Origin of the sequence: Streptococcus tangpeifui (assembly GCF_044503215.1) — a bacterium.
In the GTDB taxonomy this organism is placed as follows: Bacteria; Bacillota; Bacilli; order Lactobacillales; family Streptococcaceae; genus Streptococcus; species Streptococcus tangpeifui.
Window position 1 is genome coordinate 2,138,650 of sequence record NZ_CP172427.1, and the last position, 23,219, is coordinate 2,161,868.

The 23,219-nt window shown below is 42.8% G+C and carries 19 protein-coding genes, 1 tRNA gene and 1 other RNA gene; 11 read left to right on the forward strand and 10 right to left on the reverse strand.

Going from position 1 to position 23,219, the window contains the following annotated elements:
- Window positions 1–8: 8 nt before the first annotated feature.
- Window positions 9–710 (reverse strand): ABC transporter ATP-binding protein, encoded by a 702-nt coding sequence (locus tag ACFSN5_RS09855; protein ID WP_165212889.1) that lies wholly within the window; start codon window positions 708–710, stop codon window positions 9–11.
- Window positions 711–1,086: 376 nt separating this feature from the next.
- On the opposite strand from ACFSN5_RS09855, the gene ACFSN5_RS09860 reads away from it, so the two are divergent.
- Complete coding sequence (locus ACFSN5_RS09860) at window positions 1,087–1,674, forward strand: TetR/AcrR family transcriptional regulator (protein ID WP_165212891.1); 588 nt, start codon at window positions 1,087–1,089, stop codon at window positions 1,672–1,674.
- 163 nt (window positions 1,675–1,837) lie between these two features.
- On the opposite strand, the gene ACFSN5_RS09865 is transcribed toward ACFSN5_RS09860, so the two are convergent.
- The 4 genes from ACFSN5_RS09865 to ACFSN5_RS09880 form a co-directional block, all read right to left on the reverse strand.
- Window positions 1,838–5,029: a right-handed parallel beta-helix repeat-containing protein gene (locus tag ACFSN5_RS09865; protein ID WP_165212893.1), complete on the reverse strand. Its 3,192-nt coding sequence runs from the start codon at window positions 5,027–5,029 to the stop codon at window positions 1,838–1,840.
- Between the two features lie 156 nt (window positions 5,030–5,185).
- Window positions 5,186–8,773, reverse strand: a complete 3,588-nt coding sequence (locus tag ACFSN5_RS09870) for a glycoside hydrolase family 66 protein (RefSeq protein WP_165212959.1) — start codon at window positions 8,771–8,773, stop codon at window positions 5,186–5,188.
- Between the two features lie 344 nt (window positions 8,774–9,117).
- A complete protein-coding gene (dtd, locus tag ACFSN5_RS09875; protein ID WP_165212895.1) occupies window positions 9,118–9,561 on the reverse strand; it encodes a D-aminoacyl-tRNA deacylase in 444 nt (147 codons plus the stop codon).
- Window positions 9,562–9,621: 60 nt separating this feature from the next.
- On the reverse strand, window positions 9,622–11,844 hold the full coding sequence (locus ACFSN5_RS09880) for a RelA/SpoT family protein (RefSeq protein ID WP_165212897.1): 2,223 nt from the start codon (window positions 11,842–11,844) through the stop codon (window positions 9,622–9,624).
- A 413-nt stretch (window positions 11,845–12,257) separates the two neighbouring features.
- On the opposite strand from ACFSN5_RS09880, the gene ACFSN5_RS09885 reads away from it, so the two are divergent.
- A complete protein-coding gene (locus tag ACFSN5_RS09885; protein ID WP_165212899.1) occupies window positions 12,258–13,025 on the forward strand; it encodes an epoxyqueuosine reductase QueH in 768 nt (255 codons plus the stop codon).
- Between the two features lie 23 nt (window positions 13,026–13,048).
- On the opposite strand, the gene ACFSN5_RS09890 is transcribed toward ACFSN5_RS09885, so the two are convergent.
- From ACFSN5_RS09890 to ACFSN5_RS09910, 5 genes are all read right to left on the reverse strand, one after another.
- Complete coding sequence (locus tag ACFSN5_RS09890) at window positions 13,049–13,795, reverse strand: 16S rRNA (uracil(1498)-N(3))-methyltransferase (RefSeq protein WP_165212901.1); 747 nt, start codon at window positions 13,793–13,795, stop codon at window positions 13,049–13,051.
- Entirely contained in the window at window positions 13,796–14,749 is a 954-nt protein-coding gene (gene prmA, locus ACFSN5_RS09895) for a 50S ribosomal protein L11 methyltransferase (RefSeq protein WP_165212903.1), read from the reverse strand. It abuts the gene before it with no gap.
- A 45-nt stretch (window positions 14,750–14,794) separates the two neighbouring features.
- A complete protein-coding gene (locus ACFSN5_RS09900; protein ID WP_241154227.1) occupies window positions 14,795–15,397 on the reverse strand; it encodes a GIY-YIG nuclease family protein in 603 nt (200 codons plus the stop codon).
- 32 nt (window positions 15,398–15,429) lie between these two features.
- Complete coding sequence (locus ACFSN5_RS09905) at window positions 15,430–15,708, reverse strand: hypothetical protein (RefSeq protein ID WP_241154228.1); 279 nt, start codon at window positions 15,706–15,708, stop codon at window positions 15,430–15,432.
- A 74-nt stretch (window positions 15,709–15,782) separates the two neighbouring features.
- Window positions 15,783–16,253: a DUF3013 family protein gene (locus ACFSN5_RS09910; RefSeq protein ID WP_165212905.1), complete on the reverse strand. Its 471-nt coding sequence runs from the start codon at window positions 16,251–16,253 to the stop codon at window positions 15,783–15,785.
- 88 nt (window positions 16,254–16,341) lie between these two features.
- Between ACFSN5_RS09910 and ACFSN5_RS09915 the strand changes: the two genes are divergently transcribed.
- The 9 genes from ACFSN5_RS09915 (at window position 16,342) to yaaA (ending at window position 23,171) form a co-directional block, all read left to right on the forward strand.
- Window positions 16,342–17,610 carry a replication-associated recombination protein A gene (locus ACFSN5_RS09915; protein WP_165212907.1) on the forward strand — a complete coding sequence of 423 codons (1,269 nt, stop codon included), beginning with the start codon at window positions 16,342–16,344 and terminating at the stop codon, window positions 17,608–17,610.
- 73 nt (window positions 17,611–17,683) lie between these two features.
- Window positions 17,684–17,875, forward strand: a non-coding RNA gene (gene ssrS, locus ACFSN5_RS09920) — 6S RNA.
- A 1-nt stretch (window position 17,876) separates the two neighbouring features.
- Window positions 17,877–17,949: transfer RNA gene (locus tag ACFSN5_RS09925), tRNA-Lys, on the forward strand.
- A 75-nt stretch (window positions 17,950–18,024) separates the two neighbouring features.
- Complete coding sequence (locus tag ACFSN5_RS09930) at window positions 18,025–18,600, forward strand: DUF4947 domain-containing protein (RefSeq protein WP_165212961.1); 576 nt, start codon at window positions 18,025–18,027, stop codon at window positions 18,598–18,600.
- A 310-nt stretch (window positions 18,601–18,910) separates the two neighbouring features.
- Entirely contained in the window at window positions 18,911–19,609 is a 699-nt protein-coding gene (gene dapD / locus ACFSN5_RS09935; RefSeq protein ID WP_004227667.1) for a 2,3,4,5-tetrahydropyridine-2,6-dicarboxylate N-acetyltransferase, read from the forward strand.
- 135 nt (window positions 19,610–19,744) lie between these two features.
- Complete coding sequence (locus tag ACFSN5_RS09940; protein ID WP_165212909.1) at window positions 19,745–20,872, forward strand: N-acetyldiaminopimelate deacetylase; 1,128 nt, start codon at window positions 19,745–19,747, stop codon at window positions 20,870–20,872.
- Window positions 20,873–21,165: 293 nt separating this feature from the next.
- Window positions 21,166–21,705 carry a 5-formyltetrahydrofolate cyclo-ligase gene (locus ACFSN5_RS09945; RefSeq protein WP_165212911.1) on the forward strand — a complete coding sequence of 180 codons (540 nt, stop codon included), beginning with the start codon at window positions 21,166–21,168 and terminating at the stop codon, window positions 21,703–21,705.
- The gene (locus ACFSN5_RS09950; protein WP_165212913.1) at window positions 21,689–22,375 is read left to right on the forward strand and encodes a rhomboid family intramembrane serine protease; all 687 of its coding nucleotides are present in this window, start codon (window positions 21,689–21,691) and stop codon (window positions 22,373–22,375) included. The genes ACFSN5_RS09945 and ACFSN5_RS09950 overlap by 17 nt, the downstream gene beginning before the upstream one ends.
- 61 nt (window positions 22,376–22,436) lie before the next feature.
- Window positions 22,437–23,171, forward strand: a complete 735-nt coding sequence (gene yaaA, locus ACFSN5_RS09955; RefSeq protein WP_165212915.1) for a peroxide stress protein YaaA — start codon at window positions 22,437–22,439, stop codon at window positions 23,169–23,171.
- Window positions 23,172–23,219: the final 48 nt, after the last annotated feature.

Below are 23,219 nucleotides of genomic sequence, written 5' to 3' on the forward strand. Positions count from 1 at the left end.
TCGGCCTCCTAGTATTCCAGACTAGCGATATCTTGAGGATAGTCGTTGATTTCAATACTGCTAACCTTGGCATCGTGCATGTGGATAACCCGATCGGCGATCGGGGCTAGAGCTGAATTGTGGGTCACGATGATAACGGTTGCTCCTTGCTTGCGAGACATATCCTGCAGAATCTGCAAGACCTGTTTCCCTGTCTGGTAATCCAACGCTCCCGTTGGCTCATCACAGAGCAAGATCTTGGGATTTTTAGCCACAGCTCGAGCGATGGAAACCCGCTGCTGTTCTCCACCCGAAAGCTGGGCTGGAAAATTATCAAGGCGCTGTTCTAAACCAACTTCTCTTAAAGTTGCAGCAGCATCGCGGGCGTCAGTAACAATCTCTGAAGCCAGCTCGACATTTTCCTTGGCCGTCAAATTTGGGACCAGGTTATAAAATTGAAAGACAAAACCAACATCTGTCCGCCGGTAATCTGTCAGCTGTTTGGAGTTGAAATTAGCTATATCTGTTCCATCAATGATAACCTGTCCTTCGTCATTGCTGTCCATACCGCCTAGGATATTGAGAACCGTCGACTTGCCTGCACCAGAAGCCCCGAGAATAATCACTAATTCCCCTTTTTCAATCTCAAAGGTAATGTCGTTGTTAGCAACAATCACCGTGTCTCCCATCTGATAACGTTTAAAAGAATGTTTCATTTCAATATAAGCCATTGGTAATATCTCCTTTATTAAGATACAAAGGGCCGATTCGCTTGACGAAAATTTCCAACAGAAAAATAAGAAAGTGACTGACGGTGTTTGTCAGTTAGGAAGACTTTATAACCCACTCTTATAATCCGCTAAAGCTGAAATAGTTGCCCACTTTTTGCCCAGCGTCTCAGCCCTGTTTAATTTATTTATCGACCTTAGATATTATAAGAGAACTTTAGCCGCTTTAAAAGCCTTAAAAATTGACACCATGTCAAGCTAGAAGCAGTCCAAAATCCTTATAATATAGGATTTTGACTTCAATGAGTTTCCCAGTTTGGAAGAACATTTGACAGCCTGTCAATTTTTTTATAAGATTGGCTTCATACAAGGAGGGACTATGGTTCAAGGTAGTAGAGAAAGTATCATCAATGCTGTATTTCGCATTGCTTCGAAAAATCCAGATAAAAGCAAACTTACCATGACAGAAATTGCCAAAGAAGCTGGCATGTCGCGACAGGCTATTTACCAAAAACATTTCAGCAGCGTAGATGAGATCTTCGATTATATCCATACGTCCATGACGGAGGAGGTCTTTAAAACTTTTAAACGCAGCATTGCTGATCCTAGCATTCATTCTATCTACGAGGCTGTCGCTAGAGATGTTATTCCTAAAGTCTATCAAAAGCGAATACAGGCACGGATCCTCTATCACACTTCTATTGACAGGAATGTCTTTAATTTTCTTGAAGAGAGTTATCTGCAACTCCTTTTAGAAGCAGATAATATTCACATTATCAATAACAGTCCCTTAATGACACCCAGTATGATTAAAATCGTGATTAACTACATTTTTGCACTGGTCGGCGAGTGGGTAGCTGAGGATTTTCCAGAACCACCGGAGGTTTTTGCCAAGACTTTTCTAACCCTGATGGAGACTGCTCCTAAGGGGCTCGTTGATGCTAAGCCCAAAATAAATAAGAGCTGACTGCTGACGGCCTTCATAGCTTATACTGCTTAAAATTGCGTTCATTATTTATCAAAAAGATTGGAATTTTAAGACGACAAATAGCCTACCAGTAAAGCTGGTAGGCTATTTCTATTTAGGCAGGAATGTCAGTCAATGATTTCATTAATAAACTTTTTATCGTTTAATGATGTTTACCACGTTTTGCTAGCAGACCTGTTGCACCAACAAAAGCGATACCAAGAACCAAGACAATACCGATTGTTTTATGGCCTGACTTAGGTTTTTGAACTTTTTCTGATTTGACAGAATGGGTTTTATTATCCGAACTACTCTTCTTTTTCGAACTGGTAGGAACTGTATTCTTAGCTCCTGGAATTTGCGGAGAGATTGGTTGTCCAACTTCTCCCGGTGTCATCGAATTTTTGGGCATGACTGGCATTTTTTGATTGTCAGCATCGGCTTCTTTAGCCGCTTTCGCTACCTCATCTGCTTGTTTAACAAGCGGGGGTTGATCAGCATCAGCTTGAGGAGCTGGACTAACTGAGTCTGGAGCATCTGGTACTGGGACAGGTTCTGATGGAACCAACTCTGTTAGACCAGTTTCAGGATTCTCCGGTGCTGGCGCTGGTAACGGTTGTTCCCCGCCGTTTTCATTTTGATCTGTTGGAGTATCGGAACCATTCTGACCTGCATCTGCCTCATCAGATTGATTATTACCTTCTGGATTAGGCTGATCGCCATTTGATTGATCCTGAGAATCAGGGTTATTAGGCTCTAATTGAGGTTGATCAGACTGATCTCCTTCTGGATTCGGTTGGGGCTGAGGTTGATTACCTTCTGGCTGACCTGGATTAGCTGGATCCTTATCTGCATCTGGTTTTACGTCAGCTTCTGGCTGGCTATTATCAGGAACCGCAGGTTCATCAGCTGCTGGGCCTTCCTGATTGGCCAAAGGCTCTGATGGCGCTGGCGTAGCAGGCTTATCCGGTTCCTGTTCTGATACCTCTGGATCTTTGGGTTGATCAGATGGGTCATTTTCATCTGGCTGTACAGGCTTATCGTTTGGTTGGCCCATTGGTTGATTTGGTGTATCAGCTTCCGGTTGGTCCTCGGGTTTAGGTACTTCTTCTGTTTGAGGTTGATTACCATCTGGCTGATCTGGATTAGCTGGTTCCTTATCTGCATCTGGTTTTACATCAGCTTCTGGCTGGCTATTATCAGGAACCACAGGTTCATCAGCTGCTGGGGCTGGGGCTTCCTGATTGGCCAAAGGCTCTGATGGCGCTGGCGTAGCAGGCTGGGCCGGATCCTGTTCTGATACCTCTGGATCTTTGGGTTGATCAGATGGTTGATTGGCATCAGGCTGAACAGGCTCATCGTTTGGTTGGTCAGTTGGCTGATTTAGTGTATCAGCTTCCAGTTGCTCCTCTGGTTTAGGTACTTCTTCTGCTTGAGGTTGTGCTTCTGCCATTGGCGCTGGTTGATCGGCTGGAGCTTGAGCAGAAGGTTGAGATGGTTGATCGTTTTCTGTCGGTGCTGGTGTCACACTTGGCTCTACTGGCTTAGGGCTTTCAAGGTGCGCCTGATCATCAACACTATTATTTACAAAGCGAACATTTTCTGTTCCTTGACCGTCAGTAGCACTGTAGGCCTTCGTTACAGAATTTAAAATTTTATTATCAGTGATGACAACATTTTTGATATCTCCTCTCTGGGTTTGGAGATCAATAGCACTACGTGGTTGACGATAAAGGTCACTGGTTGTGCCAGTCTTCCAAAGGAGGTTATCATGAATGTTAATTCCGGTATCATTGGTATCGAAGTTATGACCTGCAAAGACGGTGCTCAAACGAATACCGGCACCGGCAATGTTGTTCTTAATCAGATTGTTAGCAACTTCGTGGCCCTTGCCACCAAAGATACCAATTCCTCCGGCACGCCAGCCAAGCTCGATAGTGTTGTGGAGGAATTTATTATTTTCGGCAATGGTCGCATTAGTCGCACCATCAATACTTGACCAAGTAGCCAAGCCATCATCACCGTTACCGCGGATATTAGAGTTTTCTACAGTTGAATTCTTTGTTCCTTGTGCAAAATTAATACCATCTGCTAGATTATTGCGAATTCGTGCATTTTTCACAACAAGACCGTCGGTATAATGCATATTAGCGGCATCATAGTCACCAATCCACATGCCACATTCGAAGTGTTGTTCCCAAATGTCATGGATCGATGAGTTAGAGCCTAGAGTTCCAGAAATCGCTTTGTAGTTAGCAGCTTCATGATAACGCGAGGTCAGATTCGAATCCATAAAGAAATCGCTCAACTCGATACCATTATCATTGTGGTTAAATTCAAAACCACCTCCACCAGCTTGGTCGCTAGTGAAATGTAGGTGGGTGTGCCAGATGCCCGCACCTGAAATTTTCAAGTTTGAAGCATCTACACCAATTTTTTGATTAAAGTCAAACTGGCCGGCCGGAATATAAACATGACGTCCCGTTGATTTGGCCTCATTAATAGCAGCAAAGAGGGCTTGGCTATCGTCCTGACCATCGTTGGCTACTGCTCCCTTAGAAGTAATGCTAATGGCATTATCGGCTTGGGCGATTGGATCGCCAGCCTGTTCTAGTTCAATGAAGTCAATACCATAGGCAACGTTATCCGCCGAATTTTTGACCAAGGTCAGGGTATCTCCCTTTTTCAGTTGAATATCTTTCAAAAGGGAATGGACCTCGTCAAAACGGAAACGAGCCCGTGAATTAGCTGTTGGACTGTCATTTTCAACATCTGTATCAAGGTATTGCCAAGCTGATGATGAAGATAAATCAAGGTTGGCTACACTGTTCCCATTAACTTGAACATCTAATTGACCAGATGTTCCGTCAGGAATGGTATAGCGAACATTAATAGCATTGGCTGGGGCTTCGACCTGAACAGAGACGGAAGACCCTTGATTCGGTAGTTCGACATATTTCTGATCAGAAGCTTCTCCTGCAGTTGAATCGACATCTGTTGACGCTTCCTCTTTAGCACCATTGGCTAAAGTTCCTTGTTCAGCCTCATAGCCTGTATAAGGAAGATTGGCACCGTAATTAGAACTGTCATAAGTGCTAGAGTCTGCAGTCGCTGGACTGGTTTGACTTTCTGCCTGAGCTGGTGGCGCTGCAGGAGTTACTGCCTCATCAGTGGAGACTGTCGTACCGGCTGTTGCTGCCTGTACTTGGGTCTGGCTTTGACTGTCAGTTACAGCCGCCACATTTGCCGAATTAGCGGTCAGTTCGTCAGCAGAAACGGTCATCATCGTTTGCCAAGATATTCCAAGAGCAAAAGCTCCCATCAAGACTACTAGACTTTTTTTCCTCAATGGCATAAGACCTCCTTTCTTTTGTGCCCGATTTTTAACCGAAACACTGTTTAAAAATTAATTTCTTATCTATCTTGTTTTGACTAAAGTATCTCTAGCCAATTCCCGCAAAAAAGAGGAGAAGTAAGAGCTACCACTCAAAAAACTAGTCCTCTAATCGCTTTAGTTTTTTTCACGTTTTGCCAGTAATCCTGTCAAAGTGAGGAAGACCAGACTCATACCAAAAATAAGACCGCTGGTTTTATCTCCTGTCTTGGGTAACTGTTCCGAAGACTTAGCAGAGGACTGACCAGCAGAAGAGCTCTCACTGTCCATACTTGTTGGAGTTGATGTCTCTAAATTTGGAAGTTGCGGCGTTGTTGGCTGACCGACTTCACCTGGTACTAAAGGATTTTTTGGCAATTCTGCTGAATTTTGATCAGCTGCTGGATCTCCAGACTGACTTGCCTGACCTGAACCACCATTAGGCTGATCCGCTGGGTCCGCTGGAAGAGTTGCAGAACCTTCTGGATTGTCAGCTGGGTCAGCCGGATTGCCTTGTCCTTGAACCTGTAGGGGTTGATTCCCATCTAATTGGCTTCCCTGATTATTAGGAACGGCTGGAGCACTTGGCTCCGGCACTAAATCAGCCGTCTGATTATTATTGTCTTGTCCAGAATTTGGACTTGACATTTCACTCTCAGGACTAGCTGGCTGTGCAGGCGTGGCTGGAGCTGATGGCTCTTCATTAGAGGCTGGAGCTGGATTAACAGCAGGCTGATCGGGCTCTGTAGCAGCAGGCTCCGATGTAGCGGGGTCGGCTGACTGAGCTGAATCCGGTTTAGCAGCTTCTGGTGCTGCAGCTTTATCAGCTGCTGGATCCGCCAAATTTGACTCTCTTTCCTGCGGTTGCTCTGATTGAGTCGGTGCTTCGGTAAAACTTGGATCTTGAGCTTGAACTGATGGTTCTTGAGGCTTATCAACACCTAATCCTTCTGCCGGAGTAGCTGGGGTTTCAGCTGCTGCTGGTTCCACAGAGAAGTTGCCTGCTGGCGTTACTGTTTTCTCTGCTTGGTTTCCTGCTTCCGGCTGAGGTTCAACCGCTTCTGCAAGAGGTTGACTGGCTTCCTCTTCTGGCTTATCTTGAGTAGCTGGTTGCTCAGTTGCTTCAGGTTGAGCTGAATTTTCTGGAGCAGTTGGACTTGCTACTGGATCCGTTCCCTCAGGTTTAGCTTGAGCTGGAACTTGAGGCTGTTCTACTGGGGTCGCTGGCTGATTTACTTGGCCTTGAGCCGCTTTGTCATCAGTCGCTTTATCAGCAGGAGCCGCTGATTGTTCTTGCTCAGAGTCAGGGGCTGATTTTTCATCTTCAGCTGAGATATAGACAACATCCCAAAGTGTCAATTTAGGAACATTGATAACGAGAACTGGCTTACCGGTTTCGTCAGTTTCTACTGAGGCAGAAACTTTTTGCATATTAGATTTAGACCAGTCATCTGGAGATGTTACGTAGGTTTGATTTGCCATACGTTGGGCATCTTCCATTGATACATCACCAAGAGCATACTTAACAGTCAAGTTTGTTTGCTCATCTGGTGTCTTGTTAGCTTCTGAACCATCTTCATTTTTCCAATCGGAATTAATTCCCATCAGATTCAGAAGTTGAACAGTTCTAAAGTTATTGCCTTTTTTGCCATAAGTCCATACTTGGTGGCCATTAATACCTTTGGCATCAGTTGACAGAAGTTTACCTTCTGAATTATAAGTATTTACTTGGGCATCATCATTTTCAACACCATCACGCAAAATATTTTCATAAGCTGTGATGAATTGTTGATAATCATTATTTTTACGAGTTAATTCGCTTGAAGTCTTCAAGCTTTGAGTTGGGTAATAAGCAGTTTGAAGGACACCAATACCTTGGCCTCCGTCTATTTCGTTCTGCTGATTAGCAAGAGCTGCAAGAGACATGTGATAGCCACCGGCAGCTGCGATCGAAGCGCTGGTCAAAAGAACAGCATCTGTTTGCAAGGCCTTACCAGCCTCTGCATCGCGTTTAGAACCTCCTTTTTCGCTGCCTTCCATATAGGCACCGACAATAAGAGACTTACCTGTTACCTTACGAACCTCATCGACACGCGCCTTCAAATCACCGTATTCGGTTTGATTGCGACCATCCTTGAGAGCTGAACCACCAAATGGCCAGATTTCGTTGTAGATAACATCTTGATTACCGTCTTTAAGGCGGTAGATTTGTTCACCGTTAACATCGTTTACGGTTAAGTAGTAATTTGGTAATTTTTCTTTAATGGCACGAAGGAATTCTGCATACCCTTCTGTTAACCAATGTTTCTTGCTTGGGTCATTGCTATCCTTATCGGCATAGCTGTAAACTTCATTATCTCCAATAGTGTCACCTTGCCAACCATCAAAGCCGCCATTTTTCATAGCTTGGCCCATTTTATCGGCAATGTAGTTTTGCCATTGTTTACTGGTTGGATTGTAGTAACGTTGAATTTGAACATCTTCTTCTTTGCCGTCTTTTGGAATTTTTACGGTATAAGACATCGGCTGTCCCTTGGCACCATAACCACGGTCATCACTGTTATAAGCATATTCCGTTTCTGGTAGGGCAGGAGCTTCACCCGTATTAGTGTTTTCAGCCAAGATCATATTATAAAGCATGGCTACTGCACCGCCTTCATGAACTTGGTTAACAATATCTTTGACAGCTTGGGTCTCAATTTCAGAACCACTCCAAGTATTCCAATCTTGTTTGAAACGTTCTTCGTCACTTGGGAATGGGTTAGTGGCCGTCTTGTAAACATCGTAGAAGAAATATGAATTAATGTTCATATTCTTCAACTTTTCAAGTGCGGCACGGTAGCGATCAGTATCCTTAGATAGAAGGCTATTGTTGGTATCTTGTGAACCACCTACGATACCATAACGAGGAAACTTGGTCCAATCGCTTTCAACAGCAATGGCACGATTGCTTTCACCTAGTGTGTTATTGTTAACATCAGCTACTTTAATTTTAACTAGGTAACCGCGGTTGTTTTCAAATTGCGATGCAGGAATCTTCAAGTCACCTGCTTGCATCTTGTAACCTTCACCGGCTTTCAGGTGTCTCGTGAACTTATAAGTTCCCAACTTATTGTCAACATAATAAACATCAGCATAAACGGTTATGTCCTGCTCTTGATCTGTTGTATTTTTAAAATCAACAGACAGGCTGACATCTTCACCTGGTCGATAACTGGCCTTATCGGCTGATAAATCCAGAATAGCATCACCCGCTTGTGAAGCAATAACTGACCGGGTCGCTGTTACCTGAGCACTAGTGGCCCGAATAACACCTGGTCCTTGATTGCTAGTTGATTGGTTTTGGGCAGCTTCTTGGTTTGAGCCCGTTTGTTCAATTGCTGAACTGGCTGGAACTGACCCTGAAGCTGAATCCTCAGAAGTAATTTCTGGAGGGGTTTGTTTTGCTGGATCTTGCAATTTTGTACTGGAGTCCGAACTGGCAACTTCCTGCTGGGAATTACCTTTAAAACTCACATTGCTAGTGTCTTCTTCTGCTGGCTGAGTCTCTTCTTGCCATTGACTGCGTTCAAGAATCGTCTGCGACGACGCTGGATGGCTAGCTGTGGACGCTTCGTCTGCAACTCGGGGGTGGTTGACAACGTCTTCTGCATGAGCAGAACGAGCTGGCAGAACGAACATCATCCCACAGGCAAGTAAGACAAGCATGCTGGGAAGCGTTAGCATTTTGTTCTCCACGGTCTTTTCTCCTTCTAATTTTTATAATCAAGCGCTTTGTGGTGAGAGCCGCTCGAAAACTCATGAATTGTATTTTACTGAAAATTCAAGAAAACTCAACCCCAATACTTGAAAGCAGTAACTAATTTCATACCCAAAACTATCTTGATTTTACTGACTTTGTCAAATAAAAAAAGAAGCAAGGCCCGCGATGGCCTGCTTCCTCCATTACATAAAACTCAAATTATCTAACTTATTACTATTTTATTACAAAATGTGAACAATTTGGTAGTTGAAATAATTCAATCCCTAAAACACTTGTTAAATCAAGCTTTCTCAGATTTTTAATCTTTTTAGCGATTTTTGCTGTCAAGAAGAATTGTCACTGGTCCATCATTGATCAAAGACACTTTCATGTCCGACCCAAATTCTCCAGTCTCAAGAGGAATTTTTCGGGAAAGAATTTGGTTGAAGTCTTGGTAAAGTTTTCTGGCCATTTTGGGTGGGGCTGCCTCTGTAAAGGCTGGACGATTTCCCTTTTTCGTATTTGCAAACAAAGTAAATTGAGAAACTGAAAGAATTTTTCCCCCAATATCTTTCACCGAAAGATTCATCTTCCCTTCATCATCAGAGAAGACCCTCATATTAAGGACTTTGCGAGCCATATATTCCAAGTCTTCTTGATGATCTTCAGGGTCAACCCCAACCAGTAACAAAAGGCCTGAACCAATTGAAGCAACCATTTCCCCGTCAATACTTACCTGCGCTTGACTAACTCGCTGCAAGACAATTCTCATAATCGTTTATGGCCTCCATTTTAAGTTTTAGGATCTTAGGCAAGAGAATTAGGTATCTACTTAACCATTTGTCCGTTTTACGGAATAGACATCAGGGACTACCTTTATCTTATCGACAACCGTTGTTAAGGTGTTTAAATTAGGGATTTTGAAGCTAACATGAATATTGGCAAATTTCATGTCTTTGGTTGGTTGAGCATTAACAGTTGAAATACTCTTAGTTTGTGTTGATAGGATTTGCAGGATATCGTTTAGGAGCCCCGAACGATTGAGACCATAAATATCAATCTCTGCTAAATACTCTTGGCCCAGTTTGCTGGATTCATCCCACTCAACATCAATCAGTCTTTGTTCGTAACCATCCTGACTTTTAATATTATGGCAGTCTGCGCGGTGGATAGCTACTCCACGTCCCTTGGTAATATAGCCCTCAATCGGATCTCCCGGAACAGGGTTACAGCACTTGGCGATCCGCATTAAAAGCCCAGAAGCACCTTGGATGATGACCCCGTTTTCACTTTTTACCTTGAGAACATCCTTGTTCTGATGCTTGACCTCACCGCCATTGATCAATTCATCAGCCTCTGCCTTGGCCTTAGCTCGCTCTTCTTCACGTCTTTCTTTTTCAGTCAGTCGGTTAAAGACGGTGGTGGCACTGATTTCACCAAAACCAATAGCAGCATAGAGAGCTTCCTCACTGCGGACACTCATTCTAGGCAGAATTTCATCAATATGTTTCTTGTCCAGATATTTATTGGCCACATAACCTTGCTCTTGGAAATAGTCAATCAACAAATCACGTCCCTTGCTGATAGACATTTCTTTATCTTGGTTTTTAAAGAATTGGCGAATCTTATTGCGGGCTTTGGTTGTCTTGACTAACTTTATCCAGTCTCGGCTTGGACCAAAGGAATTCTGATTGGTAACAATCTCAACCACATCACCGGTCTTGAGCTTAGCTGTCAAGGGGACCATACGGCCATTGACCTTAGCTCCGACAGCTTTTTCGCCCACTTGGGTATGAATGGCATAGGCAAAATCAATAGGGCCAGAATCCCGAGGCAGCTCCTGCACATCTCCTGAAGGCGTGAAAACGTAGATACGAGCGGAGAAGATGTCCTCCTTGACTGAGTCGACAAATTCCTGAGCATCTCCGTTAGAGCCTGCCTGCAGTTCAACCAAGTCCTGAATCCAGTTCATCCCAATAGCGGATTCTTGAGCATCGACCTTACCTTTGATACCCTTCTTATAGGCCCAGTGGGCAGCAACCCCATACTCAGCTACCTCGTGCATCTCTTGGGTACGAATTTGAATTTCAATAGGACCCTTAGGGCCATAAACCGTTGTATGAATGGATTGGTAGCCGTTCGATTTTGGATTGGCAATATAGTCTTTGAACCGTCCCGGCATAGGACGCCAAAGCTCATGGATATAGCCCAGCATGGCATATACATCGCTAGGGGTATCCATAATACAGCGGATAGCAATCAAATCATAAATCTGATCGAAGCGTTTCTTCTTATCCCGCATTTTACGGTAAATAGAATAAATGTGTTTAGGTCGACCGTAAATCTTTCCGTGAAGCCCCTGTTCAGCTGTATAATCTTTGATTTTCTCAACAATCTCATCCACTAAACTTTCGCGTTCCCGCCGCTTTTCGTGCATCATGTGGGAAATCTTATAGAATTCTACCTCATTGAGATAACGAAAGGCTAAATCTTCCAGTTCCCACTTGATAGCACTAATCCCCAAACGGTGGGCTAAAGGGGCATAAATTTCCATGGTTTCACGAGATATCCGTTTTTGTTTGTCAGGCCGTAAATGTTTTAGGGTCCGCATATTATGGAGACGGTCAGCCAGCTTAACCAAAATAACTCGGATATCCTTAGACATGGCCATAAGCATTTTACGGTGGTTTTCGGCCAATTGTTCTTCATGGGATTTGTACTTTACTTTCCCTAACTTGGTAACCCCATCAACAATCTGGCTGACTTTGATTCCAAAATCTCTTTCAAGATCTTCCAGGGTGACCTCTGTATCCTCCACTACATCGTGAAGAAAACCACAGGCAACCGTTACAGCATCCAGCTGTAAATCAGCTAAGATCCCAGCCACTTGAATGGGATGAATAATATAGGGTTCGCCCGATTGCCGCCTTTGCGTTTTATGAGCTTCTGTTGCATAATCCAAAGCCTTTTGAACCAGAGCAACATCTGCCGGTGCCATATAGGTTTTAACCGCATCAACAACTTCTGGTCCCTTTAAATTTGGGTTACTTGCCATTTCGCTACCTCTAACTAAAACTTATTCTCATCACTAGAAAAGCTCGCCAACTTAGCTTGACTAAGCTAGGCTACACCTATTGAAATCAAAAATTAATCACACTTCGGCCATTAAAATAATTAACTCTGGACTAACACCTAGAAGCATTTTGTAATAATATAGCCTTGTCTTTATTGTACTTCATGTCACAAAGTATATTGATATCCATCACCAAATGTCCTATTTTTGATTTTTGCAGAGTATTAAAGCTATTCCTAAGGACTTTAAGTTGCCTTAATTTTAACACTTTTCATATAGGAAGAAAAGGCGAAAAACCGAGAAAACTTTCCAGCTCTAGCTGCTTGATTTTCCTAGATTCGTCAGACCTTTCAATTTATGATAAACTATAAGCAAGAAAGGCCAAGGATTACCTTATGATTGATAGTCAAGACATCTTAGCAAAAATGAATCCTAACCAAAAAATCAACTATGATCGTGTCATGCAAAAAATGGTTGCCAACTGGCAAGCTCAAGAATTGAGACCTAGGATACTCATGCATGTCTGCTGTGCTCCTTGCAGTACTTACACACTGGAATATCTGAGCCAATGGGCGGATATCACGGTTTATTTTGCTAACTCTAACATTCATCCCAAGGCGGAATACCAAAGACGGCAATATGTGGTTGAGAAATTTATTCATGATTTTAATAAAAACACTGGGCAGACCGTCCAATTTTTGGGTGCTCCTTATGTTCCTAATGAATTTTTCCGAACCGTCCACGGATTAGAAAACGAGCCCGAAGGCGGAGATCGCTGCCGGGTCTGCTATGACTATCGCTTAGATAAAACGGCTGAAAAGGCAGTAGAACTTGGTTTCGACTATTTTGGTAGTGCCTTAACCATCAGCCCCCACAAGAACTCCCAAACTATTAATGCGGTTGGACTTGATGTGCAGAAGATTTACGACACCCAATATCTTCCGAGCGATTTCAAGAAAAATCAAGGCTACCAACGCTCTGTAGAAATGTGCAAGGAATACGATATCTACCGTCAGTGCTACTGCGGCTGCGTCTTTGCCGCTAAAGCCCAAGGGGTCGATTTAGTGCAGATCAAAAAAGAAGCCCAAGCCTTTATGGACGGTAAAAATGGCGAAAAGGATTATGCCCATATCCGTTTCACCTTTAACGGAAAAAAGATTTAAAAAAACGCCAGTATGGCATTTTTTTAAATCCTCATTAATTCTGTATAAAAGCTGACGGCACTCAGGGCATATAAGGGAGCCGTTTCAGTCCGCATAATCCGAGGGCCTAAGCCTATCTTGATTGCTCCAGCCTGCTCGAAAGCGTCAATTTCTTTTGGAGAAATCCCACCTTCGGGTCCAAAGATGAAGAGGACCTTACTGCCTGCTGAAACTTGTTCCAATTCACGCGCCAAAGCAGCCTGCTCTCCTTGTTTAGCGGATTCTTCATAGGCGATAAATACCTTATCAAATACCGATAACCGCTTGATAAACTCAGACTTTTGGGCAAATAGCCTAATATCAGGCACTCGATTACGTTTGGACTGCTCAGCAGCACCCAGAGCAATTTTAGCCAACTTCTCTTCTTTTTTAGACAATTTTTTGCCATCCCATTTAGCAACCGACCAATCCGCAGGAAAGGCCCAAATAGCTTTAGCTCCTAGTTCTGTAGCTTTTTGGGTTACCCAGTCCAACTTGTCGCCCTTGGGAAAACCAGAGGCAATGGTAACAGAAACCGGCAGTTCTACATTATCGTCAAACTTCTCTATCAGTTCCAGAGCCTGCTGAGTTGGGCTAATGACTTTGGCTAAGCGCTTAATGCCATCTTCAAAGACTAAGACAACCTGATCTTCTGCCTTCAACCGCATAACCTGAAACATGTGTTTGGCGGTGTCTTTATCTGTGATAACGAGAGGATTTTCCGGTTGACCCTTAATAAAATACTGTTGCATCTAACCTCCAATTACACCTGACAGATCATCGGTCTTTTTGAAAATAAGAGTATGCCATTCGCCTTGAATCATCTGGGTTTCTAGTAGGAAACCACTACTATAGGCAGCTTCTAAGACGAGATCCAGTTTCTCAGCAATAATGCCTGAAAGAATCAGATAACCCTCATCCTTGACCAGACGGTAGGCATCATCGGTTAAGTTAACTAGGATATCCGCTAGAATATTGGCCACGATAACACTCGCTTCCTGCTCAACACCTTCAAGAAGGTTGCCAGTAGCTACATGAATATTACCCATGTCAGGGTTGAGAGCTATGTTTTCCTGAGCTACCCGAACAGCTACATCATCTAAGTCATAGGCATAGATGGCCTTGGCCCCCAGCAGGGAGCTGGCGATAGAAAGAACACCAGAACCTGTCCCCACATCTAGAACTGTTTCACCGCCCCGCAGAACTTGCTCCAAGGCATAAAGACTCATCTTAGTCGTTGGATGGGTTCCTGTCCCAAAAGCCATACCGGGATCTAGCTTAATAATTTTTTCACCCTGAGAGGGTTGGTAGTCCGTCCAACTTGGCACAATGGTTAAATCGTGACTGATACGACTCGGCTGGTAGTACCTCTTCCAGTTTTCCGCCCAATCCGCCTCAGCCAATTCATGATGAGATAGGCTCATCTGACCCGTTTTCAAGCCAAAATCTGGCAGCTGTCGGATAGCTTGGCTGACCTCAGATTTGATAGCTTCGATAGCCATTGACTCAGGATAGTAGGCTGTAATCCTAATCATGTCAGACTGCTCAACCTCTGGGAAGAGCTCACCATACTTGCCAACAGGTCCAAGATAGTCCGCACTATCCTCAATAGCTACCCCTTGACTGCCTGATTCTACTAAAATATTAGCCACCGCTTCCTGAGCCTCTCGATCAACCACAACACTTAACTCTTGCCACTTGTCCATGATAAGCCTCCTTTAATGATTTTACTATTAGCAAACATCAATTTTTTAATTTTCATTGTAGCCATGCTCTCTAGATTTTAAAACTTGTTTCCAATACTTTTCTCTCTCTAATGCTTTTTGTTTCCCAATGTCATTTTTGCTAAAAATTTCCAGAAGAGTGTATTGAAAATTCGTTTGAATGTACTTAAGACCCTTGTTATGTACTAATTCTCTAAGTCCCTTATTAGGATATTGGTTATCCTCACATTCTTCCTTATCGTATCCATCTTTAAGGTAGGCTGACCAACGTCCATAAATCCCATCTTGGCCATACGCTGAACCAACATACAACTTTCCCGTTTTCGTGTCTGTAATAACATAAACTCCATAAATGGAAGATAGAGGGTTTCGCCAACTTGGGTTATTAAAATGTTTCTTTAAGTCTGAATAGGACCGCGATAAATTTTCAAATCCAGGAAAATCAATATTTCTATCAAAGTACGATTGTGAGGAAACTAGCTCAACTTCCATCTCATTATCAATAATGCTTCTATTAGTGTAAAACCAACTTTGCCCCTTATTTTTCCAATTTAATATTAGCCTTTCTTTGTACTTATCAAATTCGGTTAGTCGCTGGGCACTTGCATACTTAACACCGTTTGTGTGCACTCTACTGTCTCTATCAAGAATAAGATAGGCACCTACGAACAACCATTGAGATACTCTACCTCAATAAATTGGAATTGAATATCTTTAGGATTATTTCGGCTTTTTATATCACTGCCTCTACTTAAAATCCAAGGAATAAAATCATCATCCTTGTCATGATATCCCTTCGCAAAATCATAATCAATCCAATTTTTATTAATCCAACTTTTATTAAACCTAATTTTTATCCGTCTCCCTTTATACTCAGGTCGTGACAACAATTCATCAAAGTTAAAAATATCTTTTAACAAAATTCTTTCTCTATTAGCCATTTTATCTTTATTTATTCTCCCAATAATTATCAGTTACGCCTTTCATAGCATCCATCACTACATCACTGGTCACCCTAATACCTCGGATATTCAAAGAACTCTGTCTCGATGAGTTTAGCTCTGCCATGTTCAAAAGCATCAGTATCCCAATGGAGGCCGAATTCTTGGATGGAATCATCGCTGAGGAAGTCCATCAGATCGCTGAGTCCCTCGGTCGCAACAGCATTCAAGGTTTCTGCAAAATAGTTTAAAAATTCGCGCGATAAGCCTTTTTTCGGTTCATAGGGAATCGTCACCAAGTAGTCTTCAGCATCAAACCGTGATTTTTCAGGATTATAAAAGATGACATAGTCTTCGAAGAGGACATCCTGATCTGACAACTCCCCCTTGTCATCAACAGTTTCAATAGCTGCTAAATTTTGTGCTTCTAAGGCAAAAGCCACTTCCACAGCGTGATTTCGCTTGTCCCAATCCATGGCAAAGTCATAATCAAAGTGCTGTTCCAATTCTTCCTCCAGAACTGATAAAAATCCATACTTAGCCATCTGGTCTCGTCTCCTCTTCTTGCTTTATCCTTTTTTGTGTTACAATAATTCTATCATAAAAATCTACAATTAAAAGGAGCTGTGAGTTATGACAGCTAATCTTGCCCTGCGTATGCGGCCCAAAACAATTGATGAAATTATCGGGCAAAATCACCTCGTCGGTGAGGGTAAAATTATCCGCCGGATGGTTGAGGCCAATATGCTCTCTTCGATGATTCTCTATGGACCACCAGGGATCGGTAAGACTTCGATTGCCTCTGCTATTGCTGGGACGACTAAGTTTGCTTTTCGTACTTTCAATGCTACGACTGACAGTAAGAAACGCCTGCAGGAAATTGCAGAAGAGGCCAAATTCTCAGGTGGTTTGGTTCTTATGCTAGATGAGATTCATCGTTTGGACAAGACCAAGCAGGATTTTCTTTTGCCCCTGTTGGAAAACGGCAATATTATCATGATCGGGGCTACAACTGAAAATCCCTTTTTTTCAGTCACACCTGCCATTCGCTCGCGGGTGCAAATTTTTGAGCTGGAACCTCTGTCTAATGATGACATTAAGGTAGCTATCCAGCGAGCTATTTCCGACAAAGAGCGGGGATTCGATTTTGCTATCACCCTAGATCATGAGGCCCTAGATTTTATTGCGACAGCCACCAACGGAGACCTGCGGTCAGCCCTCAATTCTTTGGAATTAGCTGTTATGTCTACTCAAGCCGACGAAAAGGGGCTGCGCCATATTACCTTAGATACAGTCGAGAACAGTCTGCAGCGGTCTTACATTACTATGGATAAAAACGGCGATGGCCATTATGATGTCTTGTCTGCCCTGCAAAAATCTATCCGCGGATCCGATGTCAATGCCAGTCTTCATTACGCTGCCCGCTTGATTGAAGCGGGCGATCTGCCCAGTCTAGCCCGCCGCCTGACTGTAATTGCCTACGAAGATATCGGTCTGGCCAACCCCGATGCTCAAATTCACACCGTAACAGCTCTAGAAGCGGCTCAAAAAATTGGATTTCCAGAAGCACGGATTCTGATTGCTAATGTTGTGGTTGATCTCGCTCTATCCCCTAAATCGAATTCAGCCTATCTTGCTATGGATGCTGCCTTAGCTGATTTACGGAAATCTGGGAACCTGCCAATTCCGCGTCATTTACGTGATGGCCACTACAAAGGTAGTAAAGAATTAGGCAATGCTCAGGATTATCTCTATCCTCATAATTATCCGGAAAAGTGGGTTAAACAACAATACTTACCCGATAAACTTTTAGGGATTAATTATTTTTCAGCCAATGAAACAGGTAAATACGAACGCGCTTTAGGGGCTAACAAGGACCGAATTGATAAACTTTCTGATTAAAGTAAAGGGATTTTCATAAAAAATAGTATTTTCCCCTTGAAAAAAATTTCAAAAATGGTATGATAAGAACATAAAACTGCTGTGGTATACGAATCCACATCACTGTGTTGACCGACTAAATCTTTGTATTTTGGGAAACATAAGTCTTTTTGCAGTATGCAGGCCGTTTCACGCGGAAGCAACTAAGCAAGAGCGAGTTACCCACCTGCTTTAACTTGCGGGTTCAATACAAAACGTGGATCATCGGTACCAATACAGCTCTTTCTCCTTCCTTAGCTCAGTTGGTAGAGCAGTGGACTCTTAATCCATGGGTCGTAGGTTCGAGTCCTACAGGGAGGATAAACTTGACAAGTGAAAGCCTATGAAAATAGGCTTTTTATTGATTAGGGGTTTATGATGAAAAGAAAATTATTATTGCTGTTATGCCTGCTGGCATCCGGCGCTTTTTTGGTAGCCTGTAACCCAAAAAGTCATTCAAGCTCCGATCGGACGAACGTCACCAGCTCGGCAAACGATGGGAGTCCAAGTACTAAGGGAAAGTTTCATAAGAATCGGCGTCCAGATGATCTGCCTGTGGATGCTGATTCTGCTAAAAAAGATAAGATTTATGCAACCGATGGCAGTGAGATTTACTATGAAGGGTCCAGCTCAGGCTTAACCGCTTCTGCCCCTGACTACAAGGGATATACTGCTGATACGGTCAAGCAAATTCTCGGCGACCCTGATTCAATTATTAATGACCGTTCACAAATGGTAATTGCCTTAAAACAAGACGAACCAAAGCGCATTATCAACCTCTTTAAAAATAAAGATATTACCCGTGAAGAGGCTCGAGCCTTCAACTGGAAAGCCGTGGATTTCGCTTTAGGAAATCTTCGCAATTACTATATCTACGAGTATAAAGAAAAGGATATTATTCTTCTCTTCAATGCTGGTAGCAATACCCTCGTCTACGTCACTCCTAATCCTACCTATGTCTACTGGCGATAATTAATACAGTCCCGTCAGGGATTTTTTCTTTTATAATGAAAATAGAGAGTGGGACGAAAGTCTTACCTTTTTACTATTGCTCTCGATTTACCAATTGGCGCAGGGGTTGGCTGATTTTCTTTTTGCCAGAAGCCAAATCAGAAAACTTAGTCAACTGTGCCGGGGGAGACAGACCAAAATTTTTAATTTTTGGATTCTTTCTCACTCCTTACCTATTTTTATCCCACTCTTAAGCTCTTTGAAACTCTATCGCCAAATTTTCAGAATTTTTGGTATAATAATGCTTAAACAAAAAGGAATGGAGACTATCATGACTGCACAGAAAATGAACGCCCAAGAAATTATTGCTTATATTGGAAATGCTAAAAAGAAGACCAATGTCAAGGTAACCTTTGAAGGCCAGTTGGCAGGAAATGTCCCTGAATCTGTAACAAAGCTAGGTAACGTTCTCTTTGGTGACTGGAAGGACATCCAGCCCCTTCTGGTCAACTTGACTGAAAATAAGGACTATGTGGTTGAACAGGATGGTCGCAACTCTGCTGTTCCCCTGCTTGATAAACGTCATATCAATGCTCGGATTGAACCGGGTGCTATCATCCGCGACCAAGTGACCATCGAAGACAATGCCGTGGTCATGATGGGAGCTGTTATCAATATCGGTGCTGAAATCGGTGCCGGAACCATGATTGATATGGGAGCCATCTTGGGTGGTCGGGCAACCGTTGGTAAGAACAGCCATATCGGTGCTGGCGCTGTTCTGGCTGGTGTGATTGAGCCGGCTTCTGCTGACCCCGTCCGGATTGGTGACAATGTTTTAGTCGGTGCTAATGCCGTTGTTATTGAAGGGGTTCAGGTTGGCAATGGTTCGGTCGTTGCTGCTGGTGCTATCGTTACCCAAGATGTTCCTGAAAATGTTGTTGTTGCCGGAGTTCCAGCTCGTGTCATCAAGAAAATAGACACCAAGACACAACAAAAAACGGCCTTGGAAGATGCCTTACGCAACCTCTAAGTCTGTGATAAAGAGAGTTTGCCCACTCTCTTTTTTATGTAAACCTATCGACTGATAAGCTAAAGACTGTTTGAATAACGAAATCTAACCTGTTCAATCAGTTAGGCTTGTCCGTTAATGAAAGGATTCATTTCTATGTTAGATTTAATTAAAATCCGCCGAGAGCTCCATCAGATTCCTGAAATTGGCTTAGAAGAGTATCAAACACAAAAGTACCTTTTGAATAAAATTACTGAAATTACTCACGGCAAGAATTTTGTCGAACAAAGAACCTGGCGAACTGGTATCTTAGTTTTCTTGCATGGCTCTGCCCCTGAAAAAACAGTAGGCTGGCGGACAGACATCGATGCTCTGCCTGTAGAGGAAGCTACAGATTTAGACTTTGCCAGTCAGCATGAGGGACGGATGCACGCCTGCGGTCATGACATCCACATGACCACGGCTCTGGGACTGTTAGATGCTCTGGTTCAAAAACAACCTAAAAATAATTTACTTTTCCTCTTTCAACCTGCCGAGGAAAATTTGGCTGGGGGTAAGCTTATGTACGAGGAAAATGCCTTTGGTAATTGGCGGCCAGATGAATTTTATGGCCTCCATGTTCGGCCAGATTTAAAGGTTGGCGATATTGCTACTAATACTAGCACCTTATTTGCAGGGACCTGCGAAATCCTTGTAACTTTCAAGGGTACCGGTGGTCACGCTGCCTTCCCTCACAAGGCCAATGATGCCCTAGTTGCTGCAGCCTACTTTGTGACGCAAGTTCAAACCATCGTCAGTCGTAACGTTGATCCGATCGAAGGGGCCGTTGTCACCTTTGGGTCGCTGCATGCCGGGACTACTAATAATGTCATCGCTGAAGAAGCGAAATTACATGGGACCATCCGCACACTGACTCAAGAAATGAACTTATTAACTCAAAAACGACTCCAAGAGATTGCAGAAGGGATTGCTAAATCCTTTGGTTTAGAGGTAGCCGTTGAACTGATTCAAGGGGGGTATCTGCCTGTTGAAAATGACCCTGACTTAGCTAAGGACTTGATGGCCTTCTTTGACCAAAAAACAGATGCCAATCTGATTGATATCTTGCCAGCTATGACCGGTGAAGATTTTGGTTATTTACTTCACCAAATTCCTGGGGTTATGTTCTGGCTAGGTGTTGATTCAGCCTACCCTCTTCACAGTCCGAAAATGACTCCTAATGAAGATGTTCTGCCATTCGCAGTCGAGACTATCAGCCAATTTCTGAACTATCGTGCTAATTAAATTCGAGGCTAGGAAAAAGCTCGTCCAGTATATTCCTATTTTGGAATACACTCTTAGCACGGTGGTTAGGAACAAGACTTGTTAGCTAGGATAACTTAGTCTTAACCCTGCACAGTTCATTAGGTACTTTAGCACCAATGAACCCTTGCTGGATGGTTTTCCTTTCGTCACAAGGCTGAAACCAACTTATTCAAGAGGGGATACGATCCAAAATTTTCAATTTTTGGGTCTATCCCCTCCCTTTTTCTTCGATAAAATCTGTCAATTCACAGGAAAAATGGTAAGATAAGAGCATGTCAAAAAATGAGATTCGACAAACTGTTTTAAAGCAGTTAAAAGAGCAAAATAGGGAGTGTAAAGCTGAGATTGACAAGGCTTTACTGGATCAGCTCTTAGCTAGTTCAGAATATCAAGAAGCCAAAACTTTGGCAACCTATCTGGCTTTTGATTTCGAGTATAATACCAAGGCCCTAATTACTCAAGCTCAAAAAGATGGGAAAGCCGTTTTAGTACCCAAAACTCACCCCAAAAGTCAGATGATTTTTACGGAATACACCCCAAAACAACTAAAAATGACTAAATTTGGTCTCCTAGAGCCCATAAATGAACGGCCCGTCGCTAAAACTAGCATTGACTTGATCCATGTTCCAGGACTAGCTTTCAATTCAAAAGGTTATCGTATCGGATTTGGAGCAGGTTTTTATGATCGCTATTTAAAGGATTTCCAAGGTTCTACAGTCAGTACTATCTATCCTTATCAAGAGGTTGATTTTCAGGCTGATCCACATGATGTCCCAGTTAGAAAGGTCTTCACCTATGATCAAAGATTTTAAAAAATATCCAGTCACTTATGCCTTGCTGGCTCTTACTTTATTGGTCTTTTTAGCTCTGCAAATTATTTATTTTGGGAAATCTACGACTGGCCCAGCTATCTACCATTTCGGCGGTATGTTGGGCCGAGCAGTTCAGTACGACCACAAGCAAATCTGGCGTTTGATTTCCCCAATATTCGTCCATATCGGCTGGGAGCATCTAATTTTTAACGGCGTTACCCTCTACTTTGTCGGTCGCATCACTGAAGAGCTCTGGGGATCCGGAAAATTTTTCCTTCTCTACCTTTTAGCAGGGCTGATGGGAAATGCTGCTACCCTATTTTTTACACCGACCGTGGTTTCAGCAGGAGCATCAACCGCCCTCTTTGGACTCTTCGCAGCTATAGTCATTGTTGGCTATATCGGTAATAGCTCTGTTCTGAAACAAGTCGGCAACCAATTCTTAGTTTTAATTGCTCTTAATCTCGCTTTTAATTTGATGGATTTGATGTCAGGACATCCCAGTATAAGCCTCGTCGGGCACCTAGGGGGATTGGTAGGGGGAGCGCTTGTTGCCCTCTTTCTTCCTTTGAAACGCTATCGTTCTGGAATTCCTACTAGTTTGAAAATTACCGCTCTCATTGCTTATTTGGTCTTTTTCGTCGGCATGGTTCTCCTCTCAATTTTCTGAGTAACTAGGCAAGAATATTTATACCTTAACTAATAACACCAAGAAATTTATATAAAAAACAATGAAATTTTTAATTCCTCCTGCAAAAGAAATGCGCACTCATTCTCAAGGTCATCACGTCTCCCTTCCAGACAAAAGCCAACCTATCCTAAAAATCTTGGCTCAAGTTAATCCATCAGAATTAGAAAAAATTTATAAGATCAAGTCCGATGCTGCAAAAATAGAAGCTCAGCACCTGACAGCTTTACAGAATGGAAAGGCACTTAGCTACCCAGCTTTAGAGCTTTTCAACGGTCTTATGTATCGTCAAATTGACAAAGACTTGACCAAACTTGATATTAAGTTTACAAGAGAGCATATTTTTATTACCTCTGCTTTCTATGGTATTATCAACGCTTTAGCTGATATCGCTGAACATCGCTTAGACTTCAACTGTAAAATCCAAGTCAATGGTCGATCTCTGAAAAACTACTGGCGACCTGTCTATGACGATTTCCTCAAGTCTATTATGAATAACGAACCCGTTATTTCCCTTCTATCGAGTGAATTTGAATCAGTTTTCTCACCTCAGTTAGCAAAATCACTCATTAGAATTACTTTTCAAGAGGAAAGCGCTGGACAACTCAAGACTCATTCAACTATCTCCAAGAAAGGGCGTGGCCAGTTATTAAACCAGATTATCAAACAAAAGATTCAAACGACTGAAGCATTGAAAACAGTAAATTTTTCTGGCTTCTCCTATCGCCAAGAACTTTCGACCGATCAGCATTTGGTTTTTATCAAAACAGTCGAATAGAGTAAATCTTACCATTAAACCTTAATTGAATTTATAGTAAAAGCATAA